This is a genomic window from Paenibacillus sp. GXUN7292, from assembly GCF_050864975.1.
In the GTDB taxonomy this organism is placed as follows: Bacteria; Bacillota; Bacilli; order Paenibacillales; family Paenibacillaceae; genus Pristimantibacillus.
The window spans coordinates 33,751-53,989 of sequence record NZ_JBOZWO010000018.1; the positions used below are offsets into that span (position 1 = coordinate 33,751).

The window sequence follows — 20,239 nt, forward strand, 5'->3', positions numbered from 1 at the left end:
CGTGCGCATGTGTTGGAGTGTAATGAAATAAATTTTCAAACCTATTGGGAGGATCAAGAAAAGAAAACCATAGATACATCAGTAACTTCAGTTCAAGCAATGACAGAATGGTTCACGCAAAAGGGTGATTTCCATCGCGGTCTATATAGTAAACAATTCTTAATTACTACAGCTATTGCGAGCAGAAAAGATAAAATGAAGCTAGCCGATCAATTTAATCAATTGTTAAAGAAGGAAGGCCATCTATTTGGTTATCGTGTTTTTGATGAAATTTTCTTTTTCCTTGATCAGATGGCAGAAGATCGACGTTGGAGTGATGATGACTTATTTGATATGGCAATTCTCCAAAAAATATTGCCCAAACTGCACGGTAACCGGGCCCAAATGGACTCTCTGCTAAATCAAATGTTCCGATTCTGCCTTAGTGATGATTATGAAGAACTTCCTTTTGCCATCAATGAAGAAGTTGAAGATTATTCGCTTTTCCGTTTTCCCCGTTCAACGGAGAAGATCAAGAATATGCATCGACAACTGTTAAGAACTGGATATTGCAGCTTCATTACGTAGTGAAACGACCATGAATATAACATATAAGTTATTTAAAAATAATCAGCCATATAATGAGCGGGTGTTATATGATTTTGAAACGTATTTACTTGAATTGGAGCAAATTTCGGATGAAGTAACAGAATATATACAATCCAATTATTCTTCAGTACTTACAAGCATCCATCAAAATTTCTATCAGTTGCAGTTTAAGAACAGGGTAGGTTGGGTGAATGTTTTTGGCGACACCTATCGATTGTTATCATATAAATGGGATGAATCCAGGGTTCACCAGCTTTGGTTATCGATTAGTGGAAGATTATCTGCTTTGCCGTTTCACCACTTCGCGGAATCGAAACAAAGCGCAGATACTTCATATCGGGATAAGCAGCAAATTCAATATCACCAGTGGGTATTTTTTCGTGATCAATTTCTTTATCAAGATGGAATGAGGCAGGCTTGGGAATCGATTGAAAGGGAGCCTCATACGCAAGTCGTTATAGACAAACGTTGGAATGATCCATGGTTAGCAACTTACCTCAATGAAAACAGTTTTATGGATATGATCGTTAACGGCCACTTGACTAGCTTATCCAAGCAGCACCCTTTGGCTCAAACAGTGATATCTCAGCGGATGAATGAACGCTTCCCAACCAGAGTTAATGAGGTAATAAAAAGAATTCATTTCGATACAAGAGAAAATCAATGGATCAAATGGCAGTTGACTGAATTATTAGAGCTAACCGACTGGATGGATAAATATATTCAGCAAGCCCATCGTAGCCGTTCTATTTATCGTATCGATCATTTGAAAGAAGAGAATCAGCTGTTGAAGCTTTATCTCAAGCAGATGTTGGCTGTACCCTGGATTGCGGAAGTCGGGCGTTTTCAAGGATCGATAGGTAATAGTACCATATTGCAGCGTAAACAAGGCTACAGACAATGGTTCGGGTTCTATCAGCGATTTATTCAAGGAACCTGTTATCCTTTGGAAACAAGTCAGTTGAGAGAATTGGTCGAGTCGAAAAAGATTTCGGATCTGTTTGAATACTGGTGCTTTTTTGAAGTACTGGATGCTATCGAAATCTCTCTGCAATTAAACAAACGCAGTATTCGTTTTGTTACGTCTGATTTTTCCGGAATGATCCTTCAAGAAGGGACGAGAGTAGATTATCAATTAAAACATAGTACTCTTTCTGTTTATTACAACAAAACCTTTTCTAAAGGAAAAGAGTCTTACTCGACTGAACTCCGCCCCGATATAAGCATTCATTGGGATGGGAAATGGGTTCATATAGATGCGAAGTTTAAAAATACTTTGGAGTCCGATTTTCTAAAAGAGGATATCTACAAAATGCATGTTTACCGTGATGCAATTCGTAACTCTCAAGCAGCAGTAGCCATATATCCAGTTATCGATGGATGCTCAACGAAAACATTTTTTTCCTCGAATCCAGATTCTTCACAAAATGGTGTAGGAGCTATCAGTTTAGATATCATGAAGGAGAATATAGTTCTTAGAGAATGGATCAGAGAGGTACTTTTATCTTAAGGGATTGGAGAGGCATTTATGATAACACCCTTGGTTAGTAAGTGTGAACAACTTGGAAAGGGACTAGACCCTGAAGTTCTAAACGAGCTTCGAATGAAAATTATTACACCCCAAATTGAAGAACAACACGTATCAGATCAAGACTTTTCTTATTTTCCTATAGGGCATAGAGGAGAAGCGAGAATCTTTCGAATATCCCATGGAATAAATGGACGCCTTTTTATTGAGATCCATGATGTTGAAATAAAAACCGAATTCCCGTCACTTTGGCAGCTCACTGATGATGATCGTAATGAACTGCATGCTTCAGGTGTCGCCTATTGTTATTATGGGGAAAATTTAGCCGATTCGTTTGAAATTATTGAAGAAGTGAAACAGAGACATCTTGTTTTAAGTCAAATTAATCAAAATACTCGAAAAAAGAAGCTTAAGAGTAGCAACTATGCTGCTGACCCTCCAACTAAAGAAAAGATTGAAATATGGACTTACAAAACTGGACCTACCAAGCCATTTACTTATAAATTAGCAGTTAAAGCTTTCAATCAAATCTACGACGAGTTCCCATTATTCATAAAAATGGAAGGGATTGATGGTGCAAGAGAAGCTGCCAGTAAGTTTATCCTTCATACTCTATCAAAAAACTTAACAACGGAAGAATTACACTATCTCGAAAATCTTGATCAATTCCGTGTGATGAGTTGTGACGATTTCCGTAAGAGCGCACCAAGGTGTCAAGTTTCTTGGTTTAAGAAGTAAGGCATCCCATCTCATGGAAAGGGACTCCCCAACAATATGCGGGCCGGCTTCATCATAATCCCCAAAGCAAACAAGATGTGCAGATATACGATTATATAGATATGCAATTCCCGATGCTGATGAGCATGTATAAGAAAAGGGTTAAGGGCTACCATATGATGGGGTATCGATTTATGAAGTTGTAGCTTGATGCCCCAATTTTCAATGTCGTAACAAAAATTAAATTTCGATTGGATAGCATTATTGACTAAGAACATTGAAAAAACACCTCGATATAATGTTATCGTTTCTAATTAATGTAAGACGCTGAGCGAATCGGCGTCTTATTTGCTGTTTCAGGAGTGCTTTTTATTCCCTCAAGGATAGAGTTTAGAACATTTGTTCGCTGACAACATAATGTCAAAGAAATAAGATATATTTTTCCATGTAGTACAAGAATCATCCTCTCAGAGGAATCCTGATTGTAAATTGAAGGAATATAATGAAAAAAATAATATTAGTAGTTCTTCAGTTGCATATTTGGTACAATTTTCTATGTGAGTGAGACAGAAGAACAATGAAAGATTAGTAGAGGAGCAATGAACATGAACGAAATCGATTTATTTGTTGAACTTATTGATGATAAGGCAGCAAGTCAAATTCTGAGAGAATTTAATGAGGCTGTGCCTGGGTTCAGTAAAAGTCCAAGCTTAAAGCAGAAGAAAATTCATATCCGCAACTTTTTTCGCGGACAAACGATGAATATGAAAAGGAAAAAGAAGGATAGGATAAATCCATTTTTCTTACACCTTTCAGCCTATAAAAATCAAAAAAACGATGAATTGTTCGGTTCCTACGATGCTAAGGGGTTGCTCCTCTTTCTCGCTAACGCAAGTGAAATTCCGGATTACTCAAAATTTGCCATTGCACTTGCCTACCAACCCGATACGGTCAGAGAAATGCTCACCCAACTATTTAACAATATCCAGAACAAAAAACCATTATTTGATATACATACGGCATTTGAGACTCAAGAAGAAGCGGAGGCCTATTTACAAGCAACCTCTGCTTATTTCAAGGATCATTCAGTTGATCACGCATTAGAGCAAATTAATCGGCTTCTCGATGATAGGCAACATAAACGACTCGCTGAGGTAATTGCTGCAGTCGAACCGTTGTCACTCGTTGAGTTTCTTAACAGACAGAATGAGTTCAAGGATGATCCGCTGTATCTCGTGAATTATGCGTACGCGATGACACATCCCCATGAACAACTGTGGATTCGAACGGGATTGGTGTTCTTGATTACTCATCAATTGATGCTCCAGCAGAAAGAAAAAAGTAAAGAACTGGAGAAGATTAGTCAAACTATCGAAGAATATCAGCAAATACACGACACACTAAAGAAAGAGAACAAGGAATTTTCGGAAAAGCTTAAGGAGGAAGATAAGAACCGCCGCCTGATTGATAAAGAAAGAAGATTGCTAGAGGATGAGAAGCTCAGATTGGCAGAGGAGTTGCAGCAGTTGGCTCAGATTTTCGAGAGTTCGAAAAGGCAGCATGAGAGTGAGTGGGAGCAAGCTCGGCTTCAGCAAGCAACTGCTAAACAAAAGATGGAGGGATTTATTGAGGAGTGCAGAGGAGAAGGCTCTTATATTGAATTTGCGGTTGTGTACACAGGGGAATTCCATATGTTTCATACGATTTACCCTGAGATTACGGCGATTAACTTTAAGGAATGGAGCCAATATAAAAGTAAACTTCAAGATTACTCCAAGCTTTATATTCAGCGGGATGGGTTAGACTCCAGGCTTATTAAAACGCTTCAGACCTTCTGCCGAAAGCATAATATTCAACCAGTCTTCTTTTTAGCAAGAAATGAGAAGGAAATGATAGAACTAATCGGACATTATAAAAGACAATTGATGGAGGTATAAGAACGATGATAGAAGATAGGAAGTTTAGAGCTCAGCTACAAGAATGCAATCAAAACTATATGTTAGGTGTATTAGCTACCAACCCGGATGAATTTCCGAATTCTGGAGAGGATCCCAATGCTGCAGTTACCATAATGCGCAATGCTTTTAAAATATGCTTTTATGTCAATCCAATAAGTTTTCAGCCAGAACCCATTATTGAGCTTGATTACTTACTTCAAGAAAAGGCTTTGTCTACAGTCTATATAGGTATGGAGGAATCTTTCCCCAGAAACTACTTGTCGAATATGAGCTATACCTATACAACAGATATTGAGCAAAAGTTACAAAAGATTAAAGAGAAACTAGAAGGTAAGATTATTGTATTTCGACCTAAAATCACCTTCACTTCGGATGGGAAAGTATTCAAAAACCTGGACATCATATCGTTAGAAGATATGTCGTCTAATATTGCGCTAGATGCAGAGTTTATGCCAATTCCAATTTATCAGAGAGCGAGCAAATTTGAAGAGTCGATCAAGGAGTCGAAGGTTATCCACTTTAAAGATTTTTATCACAATATGATTCAACCTGATTATGCAATAAGTGACAATTACATATACTCGTTTGTGGATGGCTGGAAAAAGGATTCTTCCAGGAAGAATGGCTGGCTATATACATCACCTGATGAGGTGATAAAGCTTAGAATAAATGATGATGAGCTTAATAAGCATCAGGTGATTGCAAGTCCTGACCATCTTGTGTTCGTCGAGACGGGATACTTAATCGGTCTGCATGATCAATTTGCATCAGAAGGCACAAAGCTGCACTCAAGTGAGTCTATGATCGAGGAAGAAACGAAGCAAGTGCCTGCTGTCGAAGCTTCTTCTGCTAATTCTTCTTCAATCACAGCCACTGAAGTTGAAGTTATGGCACCGAAAGTAATTAACGATTCGATAGCGAGGTCGGCAAAGCCAGTTGCTCGTCCGGCTTCTGATGTGCAAAAGCTAGAAGGGAAGTTTTTGCTGGATTTGGAGAGAAACGCTCTCGTTAAACGACTGTGTTATGAACGTAAGGATCTTGTGAACTTTCATATTAGTGTCAAGACGAATCCGATGACAATTTTGTCGGGTATGAGCGGTACTGGAAAAAGCCAGTTGGCGCTGCTTTACGCCAAAACATTAGGGCTCTCCAAGGAGGAAGGAACACTTCTCGTATTGCCGATTAGCCCGTCGTATACAGAGCCAGAGGATATTATAGGCTATCACAATTCAAGCGCGGGCTTATATATTCCTTCTGAAACGGGACTAGTCGATTTTCTAATTCACGCTAAAAACCATGGAGACCAAATGCACATGGTTGTCTTTGACGAGATGAATCTTTCGCAGGTTGAGTATTGGTTTGCGCCATTCATTTCTCTTCTCGAAATGGACGGGGAAGAAAGCTATCGAGAGCTGAAACTGTGGAGCAAGGACAGCGTATGTCATAACCAGGCTAGGTATCCGCAAACGATTCCGATCGGGGACAATGTGATCTTTATCGGGACAGCAAATATGGATGAGACGACGAAGGATTTCTCAGATCGGCTGCTGGATCGGGCCAATATCGTAATGCCTCGTAAAATGAAGTTTGTTACTCATAAGCGGGCGATTACGGATTCGCGCGAGCTTCAAGAACAGATGAGTGATGATTTTGCAGAATTGTATCGCAATCGAGAGACATATCGCGCTTGGAACTTTAATAAGGATACTTGGTCAGCTTTTAATGAGAGCGAGCTCGGCTTCTTTGACAGTTTGCATGAAACGATTCAGCGTTTTGACACACAAAAAGGCGTCTCTTTTCGAGCACTGGAGAGGATTGGCATGTATTTGAATAATATTCCGTTGGGTAATAATCAAGAAGCCGAGATTGAGCGGCAGGATGCGATTGATTTGCAGGTGAAGCAAAGAATTCTGACAAAGATTAGAGGCTCAGTAGAGCAGTATGGAGATCTGATCGGCGTGCTTGCAAGTCAAGAGAGCGTTCCTACCGGCAGTGAATTGTATGACTTGTTCACAGGAGAGGACGCTCAGACGATAAGCCATTTCAAACTTTCAATTGAGGAAATCAAGCGCAAGGCGAGGGAGCTGCATATCAATGATTACGCATCCTAGAGTATACTTGGACGTGCTGAATTATGAGAGGATATGGGTCCAGCGCGAGTCTTTAACGCTTTATCCGCACGATCAGATCGGTGATGATATTAGGTCAGTAAAGGAATATAGCGCAATGCGTTTTCGCTTTGAGTCTTCCAATCCCAATGACGAGTTGCTTGTAGAGACTTACGATACTGATGGATTTCAAATCGTTAAGCCAGGCTGTGCGCTGGTGGTGAATGTCAATGGAGACTCTGACGATATGCTGGTTCCAGGCGACTATCCTGTTAGAGTTCAAATTGAAGGCTGCGCTTATGAAACGCTGTACCGCATTCAGCCCAAAACGATGACATGGGATCAGTTGCTGAATCTTCGAAAGTATTTGGAGATGAAGATGTCCGGATTAGCTTATAATGTGCTGGAACGCAGAAGCGGTTCTATCGGAAGCGAAAGAGATTTGCTGCCGCATGCGCTTAAGGTATATCAGCAAATTCGGAAGCAGATGAACAAGCTTCACTATCAGTTGGAAGATATTATGAAGGACCCTGCCAAGGATGTGGGACAGGAGTATGCCCAAAGATCCTTTTCACGCAAACCGGATTCGAAAAGTCAAAGATGGTTGACCAAGCGTGCTTCCGCCAAAAATTCCAATCCGATGGTGCCTTCTTATTTTTATGAAAAACATGCAAAGTTAACAGAAGACACCGCAGAGAATCGATGGATTAAATATGTTATTCGCTATACCAAGAAAGAGCTGAAGAAAGCACAGCTGATGTTCGAATTGAATCGCAGAGAACAGAAAAGCAGAATGGCCAAGAAGATGAAGGATTTGGGTGATTATAGAACGAGATTCAATCGGATTACAAGCCAATATGGCTTTGATGCCCGTCGTAAGGAGCTGCAGGCATTAATTAATCAGAGTGAGCGTGAGCTGGCAAATGCACAGGATATGCTTAGAGTTATTGATGATCATCTGATCGAGGTGAACAAATATATTGGACAGTTCTCGCGTTATGAACAAACGGAGAGCATGGTTAAGACGACCCATCAGTTCAATCAGCCGAAGCCTACGCAGCGCATGCTAAAGGATAAGCGCTATGCTTGGGTATATCGATTCTACAAGGGACTTAAGTCGATGGAGACTCATCAGACGTCCGCGAAGTCAACTTTTCCTTACAAGAAAACCTCGCTTCTGTTTGAGTATTATGTGCTATGTCTGGTTATCGATATTTTGCTGGAGGATGATCTCAGCTGGAGTAGTGGCTGGCTGGCAGATTATGCGAATCCCGAAATGACCATCGGCAGCCTGGTGCCAGAGACTCTGCTACGATTTGACAGTCCAAGAGGTGATTACTACGTTGAATTGGCATACGATACCCAAATTGCAGTTCATGCTGATGAAAGCGTCAGCCACTTTAAAGCGAATATAAAGCGGGCGCCGGATATTCGTATTTCTGTCTATCAGAGCAGCGGTGAATTCATGAGTACGATTATATTGGATGCCAAGTATCGCCGTTACGCTTATTTGTGGAATGATCTAGAGGAAACGGATGTTACGAAACAGCTTAATGACTATTTACGAATATGGCATTACGATGTGCAGAAGCCGGTCCGGTCACGAATGAAACGGGATGCAGTGAGCAAAGTGGTTGCCGTGTATCCGCAGCAGAACGAAGTAGATCCATACTTTGAGAAGATGGATAAGACGCTTGCTTTTGTTCAAATTACACCTGTTGACCCGGCCGGGGACGAGGAGCCATTTGGTTATCAGGCTCTCAGGGAGCTTATTGTAGAATTTTTGAAAAACGCCACAGAAGACTTGGAAATGAAGGTGATCTAAATGTCCAGTGACGAGGATTTGCAAAGGCTCTTGAAGAAGGAGTATTTAATAGGTCCGGAAGTGCGAATGGATGTCAACAAGAAAGGGATCAATTTCTGCTCAGGCAACAAAAACACCGCATTTTATGAGCTTTGGGGAGACAAAGAGATTTTTCGTTTCGTCATTGTGAAACCAACTCCTAATCTTTATGCCTCAAAATTTGTAGGGAAAAACCATTTGCTGTTCCTGCTTATCGTGGAGGATAATCAACTAGTCGGAGGCTTTGTCTCCTTAAATGACAGCCTGCTTGAGCAATTGCAAAGCATTTTCCCGCACCTAAACGATGAAAGCCTGCGACAGTTTGAATATTTGTGGGCTAACTTTGTTAAGGATCATTATTTCTATGATTTGGAGACATAATTTGGTGGATTATATACTGATGTGTAGGAGAGACCCTTGCCATTTCGAGCTAGACAAAATAATGAATTGATCATTTGCATTATTCCGTATTTAGAGAACGTGTATTAATTTGGCAATATATAAAGAGCCAAGTTAATACACGTTTTTTTATATAGAACAAACATTCGGTGACAAGTTGTTGTCAAATGGCTAGGTTACAATTATTGTTAAGTACTTTCGAGGAGTGTGTCCATTGAATAAAATTCAAAATATGCTTTATTACCTTATTATTGGGTTACAAAAATGGCCAAATAACTATGCGCAAATCCCGGATGAGCTTCACAAGGGAATGCTTATGTTTATACAAGAAGTTGCAAGATCAGGAGGTGAGATTCCTGCCGAATTACATAAACTACTTCAAATTTTACATAAGCCATCAAATGAATGGGGAATACAGGGATTAATAGAGTATTACCCAGGCGAAGCACCAGTGATTGAGGAATTCATTGGAATCACTCCAGATGCGGAGGATTTTATAAACACGTATATCTCTCCCAATGAAGCGCAGCAGAGAAATATGTATGCCATTTTACAATTCTGTAGAGATGAAAGTCGGAAATTGCAGACAGAGTATGCTCAAATCCGTACATTTCTGTCACATTCCCAAAACGCTGTATTATCGTCATTCCAACTTGCTCAATTCGTTGAGTCGTTTCGTGATCGTGAATTGAGTACACTCGTTCGCCAATGTTATGAAGAGGTGACTACACTCTTGGTTAATTTTCGGAAATGCCCATATTGTGGATGGACACTTGAATATAAGAATGATCGATGGCGTTGCAACAAAGAAAATATATGTTATGCATTGGCTGATTTTGAAATGTTTGAACAGTTCGACTTTGAAAATAATCGTGTCTACCGACTGCTCCCCGGTATACAGAGATACGTCTTGTTGCCTGGAATGTCTGAAATGAAGCTTGCTGATTTCTTAAAACGGAAAGGATATGGAGTTGAATTATTTCCCAACATTGATGAATATGATCTCGCTGTCTCACTTAACAACAACAAAATATTTCTTGATGTAAAAGATTTCAAAGATCCAAGAACACTGGCAAATTTCTTCAATCAAAAATCACTAACATATTTGGACAAGTATGGCCATCAAGTATACGTCGTTGTTCCTGAGTATCGAAACATATTATTTCCCTCCTACGGCAAAAGGGCTTCAGTACTTCTAAAAGAAGACACGGAGAAATTTATTAATATCATTATGGAAAATGAAGTGGACAAAATGTTAAAGAGGGTGCTTTTATGAGAAAAACATTTTGGGACTTAACTGGAGATATAACAAAGGATTTTTTTTCTCTAGAACTTCCAAAAGCCGATATCTCAACAATAATAAGTACAGAAATATTTATTACGGGTTGTCTTTTGATTGAACCGTTACTAGATATAGATAAAGCTTGGTCAATTTTGGTTGGTTATGATGAACCGATTTTAAAGAACATCGAGCGTATGGATATCATAGTCCGTCTTAGAATACTGTTTCCTGAGTTAAGAAGTAAGAAGATACTGACCCGAAGAGTTGAAGCCTATCGAACTATTGATAAGAAATATCGAATATTTGAAATCGATGAAGAGAGAAGAACCAGCAAACTGATTCCGCGATTTCTAACCAATAGGATTACCACCTATGAACAAATTCTAAATAAACCAATCCCAAGGCAAATCAACGATATCCCATTTGCCATTCAGGGGAAATTCGAGTATTCAAGAATTATACGAGGAGGGATAGCTCAAAGCTTTTTTGGAAGCATTCCGGAAACTTTAATTGAAAATGAAAGACGTTTGCTGCCCTCCTATCGTGAGAAAAAGACACTAAGTTTAGAGCTGCCGTTCAATGGACTTTCATTGGCAAAGGAAATGGATAAAATCGTTGGTAAATCTTCGGCATGGGAGAACAGAGTAAGTTCAGTTGCACTGGAGTCTATAGATTGGGCTAGTGAGTTTGTATATAAAGGAAACCAGCATATTGGCGGTGCTCTGGGGGCAGGAAAATCAACATTCATGCTTATGGAAACGTATCGCCTTGTGAAGCAGGAAGGTGCCCGAATTGGGTTTATAGAAGGCAGTGTTTCTCAAGTTATAGAGCGTGTCAAAGTTCTCCGTGAGTTAGGTATAAATGCTGTTCCGATCATTGGTAAGTCATCAAGGAAGTCACATCAAGAAAACTTTTTATTTGCAAACTCTAGCGAGATTTTTGAAACTAGTGACTGGTCTAAGGACGAATTTCAAGCTTTAAAACACTTATCAGACGTTTGCGTACTTAAGGCACTATCTGAGGATTACGAACGGAACAATCAATTTCCCTGCACTCAGCTAAAGCAAAACAATAAATTTGTGAAATGCCCATTGGCGAATCACTGTGGAGTTTATCACGATTTTTCACGACTTGCCGAGGCCGATGTATGGGTGGCTACGTCTGCAAGTGTTCTCAAAACAAGAATACCGGCTATGATAGATCCGCTCGAAAGAACAATTTATGAAGCAATGTACGATTTGATGGATATCGTATTCATAGACGAAGCCGATGAAGTCCAAAAACAATTCGATGAGACTTTTCTATCGGAATATAATGTGTTTGGAAATGTAGAAGATATCTTTGAACGGTTATTTAACGAATCTAATCAACTGACTAACGGACAGTATCAATTTGCTGGTGATCCTATAGTAAATGAGTGGAAGGATAAGCTCCGTCAATTGGATCACATGATTTGGAGGATATATAACAAATTAGATTATTCTCACACATTGCGTAAAAATATCAGCAGAAATCTTATTAGAGTAGCAGCGCTAGCAGATTCATTAAGCGACAAAATCTCAGATAATGAAGAAAGTCAAAACAAAATACGAAAGCACCTGCTGAATTATGCAAGTGAACCATATCAAGATCCTACCTTGTTTAGTATTGTTGACAAGTTAATTGAAACGGAAAATATCGAAGAGAAGCAAAAGCTGCTTACTAAAATTACAGAGAAGCTGCTAAAAGGAACAATTCAACCAAGGGTAAGCCGTGAGTTGTTTTATGCCCAATTAGAGTTTTTTATCTATTTAAGCCGAGCGGAAGAATGCATTAAATTCATTTTAACTTCTTTCACTATGATACAAGTAAAGCTTGGAATGTCTGCTAATTTTTCTCCATTATTTACAATGCAAAGAGATTATCAACCATTCATGAAAGAAGCCATGACAGGCACAATGATAGGATACAAATATGACTTGAAAGATGGGGAATCAACAGGAGCATTTAAACTAGTTGAATATACTGGAGTAGGCAGATTATTGCTTCATGACTGGTATCGTGTTTATAAGGACTCTGATCAGAAACAAGGGCCAGCGGTTATCTTTTTATCCGGTACAAGCCATGCACCCGATTCAGCACATTATCACTTGAGCACAGGATCAAAATGGGTTCTCAAAGCGGAAAGATTACCCTCGGAAATTAGCATGACATTCAAGCCATTACTTAAAGTCCGTCAAGTCGGCTTTCTGGAGGTATCAGGAATTCGAGATGAAGAGACTAGAAGCAGCAATCTGTATGAGATGGTCCAGCAACTTAAATCCGATATTCAATACGAATTGAATCATTGGAAAAGCAACGGCACTAAAAGAAGAGTTCTCTTGGTGGTTAACTCCTATGACGATGTCGCTACTGTCGGCAGAGTATTTCGTAGTCATCATAGTTGGGAAGGTCGATATATGATTCTATCAAGGGAAAAAAGCCAAGAGACTGATCACTATTCAAGATCAATGATTGAATCATTTCATAAAGAAAAGGCTGAAGTATTAGTTGTTCCGCTAATGTCAGTAGGAAGAGGTTATAACATACTAGATCAAAAAGGAGAGGCGTTATTCGGATCAGTCTTTTTCCTAGTACGACCTTATCCTATTCCTAACGACATGAATTACATGGTTCAAATTCTCCACGCTTATTTGCCTAGATATTTGCAACGAATAGAGGAGCAGAGTATTTATTATGAGAAGGCTGTGTCCAAATTACGTCAAATTAGTAGTGCCAAGTTTGAAACGATGTATAAAAAACCTGATTTTTGGTCGATTCTGAGTGATTCAGAAAGAGAAATTATGGCATGGTTTACGTTTATACCGATTTGGCAAATGATCGGACGATTATTGCGTGGCGGCAAGAATGCCAGAGTGTTCTACTGCGACTCGAAATTTGATGCTAAGCCGGCTGGAAAACCAGAAGGAATGTCGATGTTGGATAGCTGGGCTTCAATCATGCAGAAACACAAAAGGGATCCTTTATTTGAAAGCTTGTATGGTCCTTTTATAGAGGGGATAAATAAAATGATTCGGGAGGTAAATTGTAATGAAGAAGATGGAGCTGTTTGCGCTAGAAATTGATGAAACCTTATTTTATAAGGAAAACATTTATTATATGAAAATGCCGGAAAGCTGGCGTAATTTCTTTAATAAAGAGCGTATAGATGGAGGTTATAAACTTGTCTACAAAGTCGAACCGTTAGGAAAGAAGCTTAAAAGTATATTTCCTGAGATAATCAGTGTTTCTTCTGATAACAAAATGCTGATCCATGATCAGCCGTGGTTAGTTTCAACAAAACCTATCCCTCAGTTTTATATTAAACAACTGACTCTTGGATGGTTGGCTCATTTAAAAAGATTTTCGATTTCTGAATTACCACAAGATATAAGAGATTTGGAACCTACTTGGGTGTCCTGTACTTTCGGCGAAGTCCATCAATTTGTAGATAAATATCAGTGGATTCCCGGTATGGCTGCAATCAAGTTTTGCCAAGAACCCAAGTTTCTTGATCTTGGAAATGAGCTGCGTGAAGAGCTGGAATTCAATCATGTTATTTTTAATGGTAAGCATGAGTGCATTTCCAATCCGCTTCAAAAGTCCAATCGTCATGAGTCCTTCTCTTATGTGATTCGGCTTGAATTAAAGACCCGTGGCGGAGATGCTGGTCGAACGATATTAAATGTTTCTCTGGGGACAAGAAGGTATTTGGGCAAAGAACAAATTAAAGATGGAAAATGTTTTATGAGATCCGGGCATGCCTGTTCGGTACTTGTATCCGTTAAAAATCCATATATAACGAACAAGGACAGATCTTTCTCACAGTTGAAATTTAAGAAGCGTTATGGAAGCAGCTCTTTCTTTACAGCATGGGAGACCGCTTTGGATGGATTATACTGGGATGTGTTAAATGGAGAATCATTTGAATCAGATTCGTTGCTCGTAAATCCAAAGGCATATTATGAAGGAAACGGCGAAATAACTGCTTATGTCGTAAATAACAATTTATTTTATGGGAAAAGTGTAAAAGCAGGAATTGGTCTTCCTGAAAAAAGCGCCTTGTTTAACTTGGTCAAAAGCTTATTAGTTAACTTTGGCGCAAAGGAGCTTCAGTTAATTCCTGACATTACTGGCCGTACTATGAATGATATTCGCTTTCCAGTAGTTTCTCCAAATGAAGAAAGATTAACTATCGAGATTTATAGTTCTAATGAAATGTTCGATACGGTTAAGAGGGTGCTAACTACAGAGCAAAAGTCAATAGATACTAAAACTGTTACTATTCTTGAAGAGCTTTCTGACTCTCTCTTCAGACTTAACTGCAATAAAGAGGTTATTGTCGAACTTGTTCATTGTAGCAACGAAGAGATAGTCGCTGAATTAGAAATAGATAAGTACAAAGAGAAATCACTTGCTCAAAGCAAACGTGTCAATCAAATTGCAAAACAATTTTCCAGGGCGGAACGGCAGGACAATCCGGTTCTAGCATTCGTAGAAATCGAAGAAAAGGATAAATGGAGAGAAGGTTCTGATCCAAAGAAAGCTGTCAGGGAAGGAATGAAAAAGACGGGACGTCTCACTCAATTTATCTATCCATTAACAGAAGATGAGGCTGGAGATATGTCTCGAATTATTAATGCAGCATTGGACCTCTTTAATGATTATGGTCTGTTTAGTAATAATGTCAATAAAATCAATGTTCCAGGAACATTGCTATCCATAACTGTCTTAAAAGCAGGCAATAATTTTTTACCTGCTATTTCAAGACTAGTAGACGCAGAACTAAGTATAAAGATATTAGGTGTCGATTCTTGGATGACCTTACAAGAAGCGGCATTGAAAATGGATGACGCCAAGTTTCTCGATAGACCACGTAAAGAAAATCGAAGCAGCGAAGTGTTTGAAGCATTTGTTTCAAATGCGATCCAAGATGAACTAGATCGTAGTTCAGGGCAAGTAATTGTACTAGTAAATGTTACATTAAGAAACGGTTGGCTACGATCCATAGGTAATGCCAAAATACAACGTGATCGAGTTCCTTTTCTAAATGAACGATTGGCCAATGAGTCTCGATTAAAATTCATTCGTATTAATGCAACGGAAGATGTTCCTCAATATCGAATCATTATCGATGATGAATTAAAAAACTATAACAAAGCATCAGGAATATTTAAAGACACTATTGGTGCTTTTTACTGTGTGGGCGGCAGACCTAGTGCATGGAAAGGGATCTCAAACGATGCAACAAAGTTTTCATCACCATCGAAACAGCTGCTTCAGCAAAGGGCTGTGGAATACATTCCTTTAGGAGCAAAGGACGAGGAGGAAATGGATGAGCTCGCGATTCTAGCAGATCATTTAAGACGTATAGGATTGACATATGATAAGCACACCATTCTTCCATATACGATGCGGGTCCTAAACTCATTATCAAAATATATATCCGGTAATGAAGACGGATATGATTACGATGCTGAGTTTGACGAAGAAGTTGAAGTGGAGTTAGAGGAAGAACTGATAGAATTGAAAATATGAACGAACTTTTTAAGAAGCTTAAAAGGTGGCGACAAGTTAGTCGCTTTAAGCGAAAGGAGAAGGAATAATGGCAACAGATCTGGATTTTGACTTGAAAATGTGTGGGAAAAGTGTTTATATAACATATTTTGAGTTTTGGAATAAGCCGGGGTTCGACGAAAGAACAATACGTGAAAAAATGAAAAAAGTTGGAAAAGGCGAGAACGGGATTAAAATGTGCATTCATGCAGCCAGAAGAATAGCGGAAAATGGGCTCCAAATTGAAGCGTTAAAGGTAATAGAAAGCTCTTCCCGAGTTAATCAGGCAGCACGAGAGAAGGCTAAAGCACTACTTAATTCGATGCAATAAAAAGTTGGAGCTCAATGATCTCATTAAGTCATCATATCTATTTGCCACTTTTACGGAACTTAACCCACCTATTGCAATGAACGAGTTCGATGAGTGATTCACAACGCTGTTGATTGGGCGGCGCCAAGCAGTCGGCCGAATCCGACTTTTGGCAATGCGATGCCGTTGGAGCCGCTGAATGATTGACTTGTATAGCCCCCGGATGCTTTCTTTTGTATGGAGCAAGCCTCATTATATCCAGCACCCACACTTGGCTTGGGCTTGATGACGATGGATAGGCAGCGGCTTTGTCCACTTTCTGAATCAGTGATATGACTAAGGAATTACTTTTTTCAGCGTGGGTTTACAATATCCGACAACTTTATTTCCAGTTTCTTCTTACGGGCAGGACTTCCTATTCAATTTGTTGAATAATACCAGGACAAAAGATTGAAGGAGTTATACTATGCTCAAAAAAATTGTAGCCCTATTTCAATCAAAGCAGGCAAAGCCAGAAACAGAAGTTACTAAAGTTATAAAGCCAAACAAACCGAAGGTCGAACCCGCCCGTATCGGGGAGCTAGGCGAGTATAAAATCAATATCCAACTAGATCAACTACCAAAGAAATGCCAGCATTTGAATGCTCAAAATAGATGAAGGAAAGAGGTTAGGCCAATATAATCCGACAATGAAATTTGGAACAATCGAACACTATACATGAAGTTAACGAAAAATTACACGCTGGAATGCTAGGTATGTAAGTAGGTGAAGTCATGAAACAAGGTCTTTACGAACAAATCATTAATAACGTTACAAGGAAGCAGCTTGCTGAGCTTGATCCTGCTCTGTATGATATCGGAAAGGAATTTCTAGATGCCGAGGAAGCGAGGAAACTGCTTTCGAATTATTTGGCAATGGTCACTCGCAGGGCGCTGAAAGCGGTACGGGAGCAGAATAGCAATGACGAGGATGCGATATTCGCACAGGTACGAACCTGTAATGAAATTATCTCTACCCTCAAAGATAGCTTAGGGCAAGCAGAATACGAGGAATTGCAGCTGGATGAACAGGGCGAGGTGCTGACCTACGTTTATTCGAAACTGAACCATATTCGAGGCGTTCGATTGGAAAAGGTACTTCGTCCAACAACACCGTTATCGCAAAGCTCGTTGTTCACTGGGGCGCATTCGGAGCCGAATATGATGAGTGAATTAAAGCATGAGATCGTAACGTCGGATCATATCGATTTTCTCGTTTCGTTCATCAAGTGGAGCGGGCTTCGTGTTCTGATGGAGCAGCTTGAGCAGTTTACTGTAAACGGCGGCCGTCTCCGCATCATTACGACAACTTATATGGAAGCTACTGATTATAAAGCGATCATGGAGCTCAGCAAGCTTCCGAACACGGAGATCAAAATCTCCTATGATGCGGAGCGTACGAGGCTTCATGCCAAAGCATATATGTTCAAAAGGGATACTGGCTTTACGACGGCATATGTGGGCTCTTCGAATCTATCCAACCCTGCACTTACGAGCGGTTTGGAATGGAACTTGAAAGTAACCGAGAAGGATTCCTATGATGTGCTGAAGAAGATCGAAGCTACCTTCGAGAGCTACTGGAACGATAGGGAATTCAAGACCTTTCATAGCGCAGATGAGGAGCATGAACAGCTACTCAAGGAAGCACTCGGAAGGAAAAGGGAGCAGGGACGGAACGACCTGACGTTTCATTTTGACATTATGCCTTATGACTATCAGAAGGATATTCTCGAGAAGCTAGAAGCGCAGAGGACGTTGTACGGCAGAATGAAGAACCTCCTCGTCGCGGCGACAGGCGTCGGGAAAACGGTTATATCCGCCTTCGACTACAGGCGATTCGCTCAGCGTAATCCGAGAGCACGTCTGCTCTTTGTTGCGCACCGCGAAGAGATCCTGAAGCAAAGCATAGACATGTTCCGATATATTATGAAGGATCTGAACTTCGGCGAACTGCATGTGGGTAGCAATCAAGCGGAGTCCATCGATCACTTGTTTATTAGCATACAGAGCTTTAACTCGATGAAACTAGCAGAGCTTACTACAACTGATTTCTATGACTACATAGTCGTGGACGAGTTTCATCATGCGGCGGCGCCATCGTATCAGAAACTGCTCGCCCATTATGAGCCCAAAATATTGCTTGGCCTGACGGCTACGCCGGAGCGGATGGATGGAAAAGATATTTTATACTTCTTTGATGACACGATCGCTGCGGAAATTCGTTTGACGGATGCTATCGATCGCAAGCTGCTTGCTCCGTTCCAATATTTTGGCGTAACAGATAGCGTAGATTTGTCTCAGGTGAAATGGTCTAGACGCGGCTACGATCTGCAAGAGTTAGAGGATTTGTATACGCATAATAAGATTCGAGCAACCCAAATCTTGAACAGTTTGAGAAAATACGTCACCGACATAGATGATGTCAAAGGACTTGGCTTCTGCGTTAGTGTTGATCATGCGTTATATATGGCCAAGGTGTTTGTAGATGCGGGCATACCTGCAATAGCGCTACATGGTGGTTCAAGCGACGAGGATCGTCAGCTCGTGAAGGGCAAGCTGGTGAGCGGCGAGATCAAAATGGTTTTTGTCGTCGATCTCTATAATGAAGGTGTGGATATTCCGGAGGTTAATACGGTGCTGTTCCTTCGACCTACGGACAGCTTGACTGTGTTTCTACAGCAGCTTGGTCGGGGATTACGCTTAGCAGACGAGAAAGAGTGTTTGACCGTCCTTGATTTTATCGGACAGGCTCATAAGGACTACAACTTTCAAGACAAGTTCCGTGCCCTGCTCGGCAAAACGAAGCATTCCGTTCAACACTACGTGGAGCATGGTTTTTCTAGTCTGCCGCGTGGAAGCTTTATTCAGTTAGAGAAGCAGTCTAAGGACTATATCCTCAGCAATCTGAAGCAAGCAACAACCAATCGTTCGCGCTTGGTGAATAAAATGAAGTATTTTGAGGAAGATACGGGTCTTAAGCTAACGCTGGAAAACTTCGTTCAATATCACGGCATGTCCTTGTTCGAGTTCTATGGTGGGCGCTCCGGCAAGAGGATGTTCCGGAGGCTGATGGTGGAGGCTGGACTTCTTGATAATTATACTTTTCCCAAAGAAGGTGAGCTGACAAAGCGGATTCCAGCTTTATTGAGCTTGAATTCACGCAGGCTGTTGAATTTTTTAATTGCTTATTTGGAGGGCGGGGCGCAAGCGGAGTCGGAAGAAGATCGTCTGATGCTGAATATGTTCTACTACACATTCTATCGGACAGCTCCAGCGAATTTAGGCTTTGATGGGATTGAAGATGGAATACAATCAGTTATGGATTGTCAGGCTTTCAAGGATGAGGTATTGGACATTCTAAGATTTAATAGTACACATATCGATTTTGTGGATAAAAGAAACGAGTTGCCTTATGCTTGTCCGCTCGATCTGCACTGCAAGTATTCGACCGATCAGGTGCTGGCAGCGTTCGGTTATTGGAACGAGGAGAAAGCGCCAAGCTTCCGCGAGGGTGTGAAATATTTTGATGATAAGAAGACAGATATTTTCTTTATAACACTGAATAAATCGGATAAAGATTTCTCCCCTTCGACGTTGTACGAGGATTACGCGGTGAATGAGCGTCTCTTTCACTGGCAGACTCAGAGTCGGATTTCCGAGCAAACAAGTACAGCTCAACGATACATTAACCATAGAAAGACGGGCAATCGAATCGTGCTTTTTGTGAGAGAATATAAAGAGGAATACAACTATACTGCTTCATTCGTATTCTTAGGTGAGGCTGAGTATGTCAGGCACGAGGGAAGTAAGCCGATGAGTATCATCTGGTGTCTGAAGGAGGACATGCCTGCAGCGCTGGTCCCAGTGGCAAACAAAGTGATTGTATAGGACGT

12 protein-coding genes are annotated in these 20,239 nt (G+C 40.4%); all 12 read left to right on the forward strand.

All coding sequences use genetic code 11. The features are described 5' to 3' along the window. Window positions 1-577: 577 nt before the first annotated feature. Window positions 578-2,098 carry a DUF2357 domain-containing protein gene (locus tag ACRRU2_RS15625; protein ID WP_432503069.1) on the forward strand — a complete coding sequence of 507 codons (1,521 nt, stop codon included), beginning with the start codon at window positions 578-580 and terminating at the stop codon, window positions 2,096-2,098. A gap of 18 nt (window positions 2,099-2,116) precedes the next feature. After that, window positions 2,117-2,854, forward strand: coding sequence for a hypothetical protein (locus ACRRU2_RS15630; RefSeq protein ID WP_432503071.1), 738 nt, complete (start codon window positions 2,117-2,119; stop codon window positions 2,852-2,854). 584 nt (window positions 2,855-3,438) lie between these two features. Next, entirely contained in the window at window positions 3,439-4,770 is a 1,332-nt protein-coding gene (locus ACRRU2_RS15635; RefSeq protein WP_432503073.1) for a hypothetical protein, read from the forward strand. Window positions 4,771-4,775: 5 nt separating this feature from the next. After that, on the forward strand, window positions 4,776-6,902 hold the full coding sequence (locus tag ACRRU2_RS15640; RefSeq protein ID WP_432503075.1) for an McrB family protein: 2,127 nt from the start codon (window positions 4,776-4,778) through the stop codon (window positions 6,900-6,902). Beyond that, window positions 6,886-8,724, forward strand: coding sequence for a DUF2357 domain-containing protein (locus ACRRU2_RS15645; RefSeq protein WP_432503077.1), 1,839 nt, complete (start codon window positions 6,886-6,888; stop codon window positions 8,722-8,724). Before ACRRU2_RS15640 ends, ACRRU2_RS15645 begins: the two co-directional genes overlap by 17 nt. Continuing rightward, entirely contained in the window at window positions 8,725-9,123 is a 399-nt protein-coding gene (locus tag ACRRU2_RS15650; RefSeq protein ID WP_432503079.1) for a hypothetical protein, read from the forward strand. Between the two features lie 232 nt (window positions 9,124-9,355). Beyond that, window positions 9,356-10,417 carry a hypothetical protein gene (locus ACRRU2_RS15655; RefSeq protein ID WP_432503081.1) on the forward strand — a complete coding sequence of 354 codons (1,062 nt, stop codon included), beginning with the start codon at window positions 9,356-9,358 and terminating at the stop codon, window positions 10,415-10,417. Beyond that, the gene (locus ACRRU2_RS15660; protein WP_432503083.1) at window positions 10,414-13,527 is read left to right on the forward strand and encodes a hypothetical protein; all 3,114 of its coding nucleotides are present in this window, start codon (window positions 10,414-10,416) and stop codon (window positions 13,525-13,527) included. The genes ACRRU2_RS15655 and ACRRU2_RS15660 overlap by 4 nt, the downstream gene beginning before the upstream one ends. Next, a complete protein-coding gene (locus tag ACRRU2_RS15665; RefSeq protein WP_432503085.1) occupies window positions 13,493-15,979 on the forward strand; it encodes a pPIWI_RE module domain-containing protein in 2,487 nt (828 codons plus the stop codon). The genes ACRRU2_RS15660 and ACRRU2_RS15665 overlap by 35 nt, the downstream gene beginning before the upstream one ends. Before the next feature lie 67 nt (window positions 15,980-16,046). Then, window positions 16,047-16,328 (forward strand): hypothetical protein, encoded by a 282-nt coding sequence (locus ACRRU2_RS15670; RefSeq protein ID WP_432503087.1) that lies wholly within the window; start codon window positions 16,047-16,049, stop codon window positions 16,326-16,328. 445 nt (window positions 16,329-16,773) lie between these two features. Beyond that, entirely contained in the window at window positions 16,774-16,965 is a 192-nt protein-coding gene (locus ACRRU2_RS15675; RefSeq protein ID WP_432503089.1) for a hypothetical protein, read from the forward strand. A 116-nt stretch (window positions 16,966-17,081) separates the two neighbouring features. Continuing rightward, window positions 17,082-20,234: a DUF3427 domain-containing protein gene (locus tag ACRRU2_RS15680; RefSeq protein WP_432503091.1), complete on the forward strand. Its 3,153-nt coding sequence runs from the start codon at window positions 17,082-17,084 to the stop codon at window positions 20,232-20,234. The last annotated feature ends 5 nt before the right edge of the window (window positions 20,235-20,239 follow it).

Excerpts from the sequence above, each read along its gene's own strand:
- ACRRU2_RS15625 (WP_432503069.1), top strand. The coding sequence starts at position 578 with ATGAATATAACATATAAGTTATTTAAAAATAATCAGCCATATAATGAG.
- ACRRU2_RS15630 (WP_432503071.1), top strand. The coding sequence starts at position 2,117 with ATGATAACACCCTTGGTTAGTAAGTGTGAACAACTTGGAAAGGGACTA.
- ACRRU2_RS15635 (WP_432503073.1), top strand. The coding sequence starts at position 3,439 with ATGAACGAAATCGATTTATTTGTTGAACTTATTGATGATAAGGCAGCA.
- ACRRU2_RS15640 (WP_432503075.1), top strand. The coding sequence starts at position 4,776 with ATGATAGAAGATAGGAAGTTTAGAGCTCAGCTACAAGAATGCAATCAA.
- ACRRU2_RS15645 (WP_432503077.1), top strand. The coding sequence starts at position 6,886 with ATGATTACGCATCCTAGAGTATACTTGGACGTGCTGAATTATGAGAGG.
- ACRRU2_RS15650 (WP_432503079.1), top strand. The coding sequence starts at position 8,725 with ATGTCCAGTGACGAGGATTTGCAAAGGCTCTTGAAGAAGGAGTATTTA.
- ACRRU2_RS15660 (WP_432503083.1), top strand. The coding sequence starts at position 10,414 with ATGAGAAAAACATTTTGGGACTTAACTGGAGATATAACAAAGGATTTT.
- ACRRU2_RS15665 (WP_432503085.1), top strand. The coding sequence starts at position 13,493 with ATGAAGAAGATGGAGCTGTTTGCGCTAGAAATTGATGAAACCTTATTT.
- ACRRU2_RS15670 (WP_432503087.1), top strand. The coding sequence starts at position 16,047 with ATGGCAACAGATCTGGATTTTGACTTGAAAATGTGTGGGAAAAGTGTT.
- ACRRU2_RS15675 (WP_432503089.1), top strand. The coding sequence starts at position 16,774 with ATGCTCAAAAAAATTGTAGCCCTATTTCAATCAAAGCAGGCAAAGCCA.
- ACRRU2_RS15680 (WP_432503091.1), top strand. The coding sequence starts at position 17,082 with ATGAAACAAGGTCTTTACGAACAAATCATTAATAACGTTACAAGGAAG.